9 protein-coding genes, 1 tRNA gene and 1 pseudogene are annotated in these 6,789 nt (G+C 71.5%); 4 read left to right on the top strand and 7 right to left on the bottom strand.

What is annotated here, in order from left to right:
* From FV222_RS13870 to FV222_RS13855, 4 genes and pseudogenes are all read right to left on the bottom strand, one after another.
* Positions 1-599, bottom strand: a pseudogene (locus tag FV222_RS13870) (peptide ABC transporter permease); the annotation flags it as partial.
* Between the two features lie 158 nt (positions 600-757).
* On the bottom strand, positions 758-1,282 hold the full coding sequence (locus tag FV222_RS13865) for a DUF2937 family protein (RefSeq protein ID WP_147763186.1): 525 nt from the start codon (positions 1,280-1,282) through the stop codon (positions 758-760).
* 70 nt (positions 1,283-1,352) lie between these two features.
* Positions 1,353-2,354: a WD40 repeat domain-containing protein gene (locus FV222_RS13860; protein ID WP_147814688.1), complete on the bottom strand. Its 1,002-nt coding sequence runs from the start codon at positions 2,352-2,354 to the stop codon at positions 1,353-1,355.
* Between the two features lie 63 nt (positions 2,355-2,417).
* Positions 2,418-3,092: a YoaK family protein gene (locus FV222_RS13855; RefSeq protein WP_147814686.1), complete on the bottom strand. Its 675-nt coding sequence runs from the start codon at positions 3,090-3,092 to the stop codon at positions 2,418-2,420.
* A gap of 207 nt (positions 3,093-3,299) precedes the next feature.
* Here FV222_RS13855 and FV222_RS13850 point away from each other — a divergent pair, with 207 nt between their 5' ends.
* Together FV222_RS13850 and FV222_RS13845 are read left to right on the top strand one after the other, a co-directional pair.
* Entirely contained in the window at positions 3,300-3,725 is a 426-nt protein-coding gene (locus FV222_RS13850; protein WP_147750207.1) for a response regulator, read from the top strand.
* Positions 3,726-3,764: 39 nt separating this feature from the next.
* Positions 3,765-4,130 carry a photosystem reaction center subunit H gene (locus FV222_RS13845; RefSeq protein WP_147814684.1) on the top strand — a complete coding sequence of 122 codons (366 nt, stop codon included), beginning with the start codon at positions 3,765-3,767 and terminating at the stop codon, positions 4,128-4,130.
* A gap of 22 nt (positions 4,131-4,152) precedes the next feature.
* On the opposite strand, the gene FV222_RS13840 is transcribed toward FV222_RS13845, so the two are convergent.
* Positions 4,153-4,509 (bottom strand): hypothetical protein, encoded by a 357-nt coding sequence (locus FV222_RS13840; protein WP_147750209.1) that lies wholly within the window; start codon positions 4,507-4,509, stop codon positions 4,153-4,155.
* A gap of 4 nt (positions 4,510-4,513) precedes the next feature.
* Positions 4,514-4,741, bottom strand: coding sequence for a hypothetical protein (locus FV222_RS13835; RefSeq protein ID WP_147763180.1), 228 nt, complete (start codon positions 4,739-4,741; stop codon positions 4,514-4,516).
* A gap of 56 nt (positions 4,742-4,797) precedes the next feature.
* Between FV222_RS13835 and FV222_RS29630 the strand changes: the two genes are divergently transcribed.
* Positions 4,798-4,941 (top strand): hypothetical protein, encoded by a 144-nt coding sequence (locus tag FV222_RS29630; protein ID WP_187273581.1) that lies wholly within the window; start codon positions 4,798-4,800, stop codon positions 4,939-4,941.
* Positions 4,942-4,945: 4 nt separating this feature from the next.
* On the opposite strand, the gene FV222_RS13830 is transcribed toward FV222_RS29630, so the two are convergent.
* On the bottom strand, positions 4,946-6,388 hold the full coding sequence (locus FV222_RS13830) for a protein adenylyltransferase SelO (RefSeq protein WP_246685460.1): 1,443 nt from the start codon (positions 6,386-6,388) through the stop codon (positions 4,946-4,948).
* Positions 6,389-6,603: 215 nt separating this feature from the next.
* Between FV222_RS13830 and FV222_RS13825 the strand changes: the two genes are divergently transcribed.
* Positions 6,604-6,680 (top strand) — tRNA-Met (locus FV222_RS13825).
* The last annotated feature ends 109 nt before the right edge of the window (positions 6,681-6,789 follow it).

The following is a 6,789-nucleotide window of genomic DNA, read 5'->3' as shown; positions in this document are numbered from 1 at the left end:
ACCACGGCGAGGCCGAGCGCCTCCCGGTCGCGGCGACGCGAGCGCAGCCAGGCCACCGCGGGCCAGACCAGCAGGGCGAGGAGGGTGAGGCCACGGTCGAGGGCGTTGTCGTCGTCCGGGACGCCGCGCATCAGGCTGTCGCCGAACAGACCGAGCATGATGGCGACGATCGCCGCCGCGGTGACGCCGAGCGGCAGCAGGTAGAGGTTGGCCGAGCGCATCCGGTCCGGCAGCGCCATGTAGCCGGCCAGCGTCAGCAGGATCGTGGCGACGAGGTTGGCGAACCGTTCGGAGGCGGGGCCGGGGAACGGCGTCCAGACCAGCGACAGCGCCATCCAGGCCAGCACGAGGAGGCCGGCGAGGAAGGCCGGGGCGCGCAGAAGCCGGACGCCGCCGGCGCGCAGCGGCCGTTGGCGGCCGTCGATGGCGCTGGCGAGGATCAGCAGGGCGACGGAGATCGGGGCGAGGATCACGGTCGCGCGCCGCGCCACCTGCGCCACCACCGGCACGATCACGAACAGCCCGAAGAACCCGACGCGTCGCAGGAGCGCGGCCGCATCGAGCGCGGGGTCGATCGTCTGGGTGGATGGGCGCGCCATGGTGCGACTCGGGAACCAGCGTGACGGTTGCGTGTGCCGGAAAGCCCGGCCGCGCCCGTCCTCGATGTCTCGCTTAAGCAAGCCGCGCGCTAGGGGCTGTAGACGCCCGGCCACACAGAGGCGCCGACGTCGCCCGCCGTGATCGCGCCGACGCCCGTTTAAGCCGTCGTGACCGCGGTCCGCGGCCGGCGGCGGACCACGCGGCGGCCGACGTCGGAGAGCACGCGCCAGCCGCCCCAGGCGGCCAGGAAGCCGAGGAGACCGGCGACGATTCCGTCGGTGGTGGTCGGAAGCGCCGGGTCGTAATCGCGGTAGGTGGCGCGGGCGAGCGGAACGTCGGGATCGCGGATCACGGCGGCCAGCCGCCCGAGGGGGCTCGCCGCGTTCGCCAAAGCCTGCTGCTGCGCCGAGAGCCGTTCCAGCCGCTCGATGTCGTAGCGCGCGGCCTCGCCCCGGCGCGCGACCAGGGTGTCGGGATTGGTGCGCAGACGATCGACGGCCCCTTCGCGGGTGTTGCCGGTGGCCTTGGCGTCCGATTCGAGCGTCGCGACCTCGCGCTTCAGCTCGTCCAGGGCGCCACCGAGGCGCTGGGCGTATTGCTGGGCGAATTCGGGCCCCTGCGCCGCCAGCCCGCCGCCGAGCAGGCCGAGGGCGAGGCCTAGGGTGCGGAAGACACGGAACACGGGGCATCCTCGTCGTGGTGGTCGTGGCAGAAACCACGGTGGCGGCGGCAGTTCCAGAACCCGACCGCAATCAGGCCGGCAGGGTCAGCAGCCCCGCCGCCCCGTCGACGCATCCGAACGCCAGCCGCCCGCCCTTCGCGTCCCAGGCCAACGCCGAAATCCCGCTGCCCTTCACCGCCGGGCGGACCAGCAGTTCGGAGGCGTCGGTGAAGCGCACGAGCAGGATGCAGCCGTCCTCGTAGCCCATGGCCAGCACCAGGGCCTTGGGGTGGAAGGCGACGCGGGAGACGCGGGCCGGGCGCACGCCGCACTCGCGTGGAGCCTTGCCGGTGGGGCCTTCCTTCGAATCGAACGGCCACACGATCGCGGCCTCCGCGCCGCTGGTGGCGAGCCAGTGGCCGTCCGACGACCACGACACCGAGCGCACCTTGGCCGGGTAGCCCGACATCCGCATATGGCCGCGGTCCGGCTGCAGGCGCCAGCCGTGCAGCGCGTTCTCCTGCATGGTCGAGACGACGAAGCGCCCGTCGGGCGACCACGTCACGTCGATGTGCGAGCCCTTCCACTCGACCATCTCGGCGGGCGTCTCGTGGTTCGGGTACCAGAGCGAGACGCCGTTGTAGTGCGAGGCCGCCAGCCGGTAGCCCTTTGAGGCGAAGGCGAGGCCGCGGGCGGTGGAGGGGGCCGTGAACGTGCGCTCGCGCCCCTTGGCGTCGCGGGCGACCACGGTGCGCCCGGCCGCGTAGGCCACCGACCCGTCGGGATGAAGGGCGAGCGCGTCGATCCAGGCGCCGCCCTTGGCGGTGGCGACTTCGGACAGCGTGCCGTCGGGCCGGAGCGCCACCACGCGCCCGTCGTCGCCGCCGGTGACGAGGCGGTTGCCGTCGCCCACGGCGGCCAGGATGCCGGCCTCGGGATGGGCGGCGAGGCGGCTCGACGTGCCGTCCCGGCTGAGCAGGACGGTGCCGTCGCCGAGGGTCATCACCAGCGCGTCCTTCAGGAAGTGCGCGGCGACGACGTGGGCGCCGGCCTCGACCGGGGCGACGTGGGTGGTCAGCGAAGCGTTGCTCATCGGGAGACTCGATCAGGACGGGCGCGGGCAGGACAAGGCGGGCAGAACAGGCGTGAAACGGGCTCAGGTGGCGGGCGGCTCGGGCATCATCGTCCGGTGGCGCAGCGCGAAGATCGCGGCGACCAGGGCGAGGAGGCCGGAGACCGCCGCCGGGATGAACAGGGCATAGAGCTCCAGGCGGGCATAGGCCACGGCGCCGCCGAACGCGCCGACGAGGAGCGCGGCCCAGACCGCCCCGTCGCCGACCCAGCCGAAGGGCGGCCCGGTGCGGGTGAGCGCCTGCGCCACCTTCTGCCCGAGGCTGAACAGGGCCCCGGTGACGAAGGTGGTGCCGGCGCGGAACCCCTTCACCTGCGCCAGCACGGCGTTCTGCGAGCCCATCGCCACCGCCATGAAGAACGCGGCGATGCCGAGTTCCGGAATCGCGAGGCCGACCCCGAGGGCTGCCAGGATCAGCAGGGCTTCGTAGCCGAGCACCGCCGGCGTCGCCCAGGGGGAGGGGATCAGGATTGACAGGCCGCTGCCGAGGATCGCGCCGCCGAGGAACCCGCCGATCAGGATCGCCGGCAGCACCACGTGCGCGAAATCCGCATGCCCGAGGAAGACCGAGAGCTGCGTGGTGTTGCCGCTCATGAACGAGGTGTAGAGGCCGCCGAGCCGGACGAAGCCCAGCGCATCGACGAATCCCGCGAGCGCGGTGAGCACGAGCCCGGTCCCGACCTGCCAGGACCGGTTCACGAAACCCGATCCGGTGCGCGACGCGTCAACCCTTGGTTAACCATTCCCGGCGCCTCGTTCAGGGGCGGGCGAGCAGGGTTAAGGCTTCGCTCACCAAACCTCGGCAATTCGATGCAATCACGGCGAACGCCGGAGCGCAGGGCGCCGTTTGTCCTTCGATCCGGCTGCGGGACCTTCGTCCCACGCCGGGTGAGTTGGAGTTGCGTCATGATGTCCTTCGCCTGCGCCGCCTTCGGCCTGCCGAGCTACCTCGACCGCGCGCCGACCACCATCCTGGTGGTCGAGGACGAGCCGTTCGTCTGCGAACTGGCAGCGGAAGCGCTGCTCGACGAGGGCTACCGCGTCCTGACCGCCGCCGACGCCTGGGAGGCCGAGGCGATCCTCGCCCGGGAGACCGTCGACCTGCTCTTCACCGATATCGACCTCGCCCGCAACACGAACGGGATCACGCTGGCCCGGGCCGCGCGGGCGCATTGCCCCTCGCTGCCGGTGGTCTACACCTCCGGCGGCCGTGCCTGCCTCTCGCAGGGCGAGGCTGTCCCCGAATCGGTGTTCGTGCCGAAGCCCTACCGTCCGAGCCAGCTCGTCGCGCTGACGAACGACATCCTGCGCAGCCACGCCCACCACGCCTAGAACCCATCCCTCGACGCACGACGCCCGGAACCCTGACGCATGCGCCTCGCTCACGCCGCCCTCCTGATGCTCGCCGCCGGCCTCGCCACGCCGGTCGAAGCCGCCTGCGACGTGAAAGCCGCCAAGATCGAGGAGACGATCGCCCGGAAGGGCGAGCTCCAGGAGGCCGCCAACAAGCAGACGGTGCGCGACCTGCGCACGCTGCGCGACGCGGCGATCGTGCTGGAGAGCTATTCCTACGTCACCGAATGCGAGCGCGTGCTGGAGATCGTGAAGACGCTGGCCGCCGACCCGGAGAAGACGATCGAGAAGGGCGACACCGACGAGGAGAAGGCCGAGAGCCAACAGGAGGCTCGCAAGCCGAAGCCCGCAGTCGAGCCCGCCGCGCCGGCCAAGCCCAAATAAGTGTTGCGCAGGTGAGCGTGCCTCACCAGCCGAAGCGGGCGATCCGGGCGAGCTGCGCCTTCCCCGCGGCTTCGTCCCGCCCGAGCAGCGCCACCCGTTCCGACAGGCCGTAGGCGGTTGGTGAGAACGGCAGCGACAGGAGCGGGACGCCCTCCGCCCGCGACCGGTTCACCGAGGCGATCAGGCAGGCGATCACCGAGCCGTCTTCCGGCGTGTCGACGCAATCGGCCCGCGGGCTGCCGAACAGCGGCCGGTTCGGAACGCTCAGCAGGATCGTCGTCCCACCGCGCCGGTCGGGTGCCGGCGGCAGGCTGTAGCTGCGCACGAACAGTGCCGGCAGCAGCACGACCAGCGCGAGGACGAGGAGAGCCCTGCGCATTCGCCTAGCTCGGCTCGTCGAAGCGGCTGCGGAAGAACACCTCGCGTCCGGCGCCGTCGATCACCCGCACCGCTTCCGCCGGTCCGACCGAGCGTTGCGGCACGCGGGCCCGGGCGAATAGGCGCAGCGCACGCTCCTGCGCCCCCTCGAGCCCGGTGCTGCGCACCGAGATCCGGGTCTGGACGTCACCCGGCTCGGGGCCGAGGACTTCGATGTGAAAGGTCTCGCGCACACCAGTGCCTCTGCCCTAACTCAATCCGATCGTCCACCGCCGCGAGGGCGCCGCCCGTGAACCCCGTGAAGATCGCCGCCGCGATCGCCGTCTGCGTTCTGCTGTTCTGGCTCGGCCTGCGCATCACCCGCACGATGGTCGACCTCGGCATCCGCGCCGGCCACGCCGAGGCGCGCCGCCGCGAGGAGGAGGAGCGTTGAGGCCTTACCAAACCAGCGCAGGCGCCGTGCCGTAGGCCTCGGCCATGCGCGCGATCGCCGCGAGCTTGTCGTCGAGCGCCGACCAGTCGTCGGACGCAGCGATCGGCGCCCACAGCGCCTCGACCTCGTCGATCAGCAGCGTGCAGGGTGTGCGGTCGGCGAAATAGGGATGGGCGAGGCCGGCGCCCGGCGCCGACGCCAAGCCCTCCAACGCTGCGCGCACCGGGGCGAAGGCGTCGCCGGCATAGAGTGCGGCCGAGGGGCTCGCCGCGGCGCGCTCGGCGCTGGCGATGCCGCCGTACCAATCGAAGAAGGTCTGCTCGAACGGGACGTGGCTCTCGGCCAGGAAGCGCCAGAAGGCGCCGACCAGCCGATCGGTTTCGTCCTGGCCGGCCTTCGCGAGCCCGAGCCTGGCGAACAAGGCCTCGGCGAAGCCCTCCTGCAGGGCGGGCCCAAAACCCTTCAGCGCCGCTTCGAGGTCGGCCTGCGGCGCCAGCGTCAGCAGGCAATCCGCCAGCCGTGCGAGGTTCCAGTACAACGCCTCCGGCTGGCGGCCGAAGCTGTAGAGCCCTTGGCTGTCGAAATAGGCGGCCGTGAAATTCGGATCGTAGGCCGGCAACCAGCGCCACGGCCCGTAATCGAAGCTCTCGCCGGTGACGTTGATGTTGTCGGTGTTGAGCACCCCGTGGACGAAGCCCGCGGCCGCCCATTGCGCACCCATCCGCGCGACCCGTCGCACGACCTCGGCGAGGAAGGCCACCGCCCGGTCGGCCGGCGCCTCGCGCCAGAGGTCGGGCATGTGCGTCGTGATGGTGTGATCGAGCAGCCGCTCGATGTTCCTCGGCTCGTCGAGCGCCAGGAACCGCTGGAAGCTGCCGATGCGGATGTGGCCGTGGCTCAGGCGCACGAGCACCGCGGAGCGGGTGGGGGAGGGCTCGTCGCCGCGCTCCAGCGCCTCGCCGGTCTCGATCAGGCTGAAGCTCTTGGAGGTGTTCACGCCCTGCGCTTCGAGGAGCGCGGTGGCCAGCACCTCGCGCACGCCGCCCTTCAGGGTCAGCCGGCCGTCGCCCGCCCGCGACCACGGCGTGGTGCCGCTGCCCTTGGTGGCGAGGTCGAGCAGGCGCCCGTCGCGCAAATCGTGCAGCTGCGCGTAGAGGAAGCCGCGCCCGTCGCCGAGTTCGGGGTTGTACGAGCGGAACTGGTGCCCGTGATAGCGCAGGGCCAGCGGCGCGTGGAACGAGCCGGGCAGGGGCTCGAACCGGCCGAACCGAGCGATCCATTCGGCGTCCGTCAGGCCGTCGAGCCCGACGCGGGCGGCCGAAGCGCGGTTGCGGAAGCGCAGGATCGTCTGCGGGAAGCGGGCGGCCGCGACCACGTCGAAGAAGTCGGCGCCGAGGTCGGCATGGCGGCGCGAGGGCCGCACCTCTTGCGTTGGACGGTCTGACAAGAATGAACCCTCGCTCGGTTCCGGCATTCGGACAGCACTCATAGCGATAAGCACGCCCGGCGCGATCCGTTGCGGGATGAGCCGGAACGCCGGGACGCGCCACAGAAAAAACCCGCGCCTCGGCCGGAAAGAGGGCGTTGACACCGCAAGCCGCCGTTCCCTATACCGCCGATCTCCGAACCGGCCGCCTGCCTACGCAGACGGCCGCGGGCTGGGGCGGGGTAGCTCAGCTGGTTAGAGCAGAGGAATCATAATCCTCGTGTCGGGGGTTCGAGTCCCTCTCCCGCTACCAAAGAATTCAACGACTTAGACGCGAAGCCCTGGCCTGGACGCCGGGGCTTTTTCGCTCCGGGGCGGATTTGGGGCGGGACCTCGCGATCCGCCCCCGTTCCGTCCCGCCC

It is taken from the genome of Methylobacterium sp. WL103 (assembly GCF_008039885.1).
Taxonomy (GTDB): Bacteria; Pseudomonadota; Alphaproteobacteria; order Rhizobiales; family Beijerinckiaceae; genus Methylobacterium; species Methylobacterium cerastii.
The sequence above is the reverse complement of the archived record's forward strand: the minus strand, read 5'-3'. Positions and strand labels throughout refer to the sequence as shown.

Excerpts from the sequence above, each read along its gene's own strand:
- FV222_RS13840 (WP_147750209.1), bottom strand. The coding sequence starts at position 4,509 with ATGCGCAGGGCTCTCCTCGTCCTCGCGCTGGTCGTGCTGCTGCCGGCA.
- FV222_RS13845 (WP_147814684.1), top strand. The coding sequence starts at position 3,765 with ATGCGCCTCGCTCACGCCGCCCTCCTGATGCTCGCCGCCGGCCTCGCC.
- FV222_RS13860 (WP_147814688.1), bottom strand. The coding sequence starts at position 2,354 with ATGAGCAACGCTTCGCTGACCACCCACGTCGCCCCGGTCGAGGCCGGC.
- FV222_RS13850 (WP_147750207.1), top strand. The coding sequence starts at position 3,300 with ATGATGTCCTTCGCCTGCGCCGCCTTCGGCCTGCCGAGCTACCTCGAC.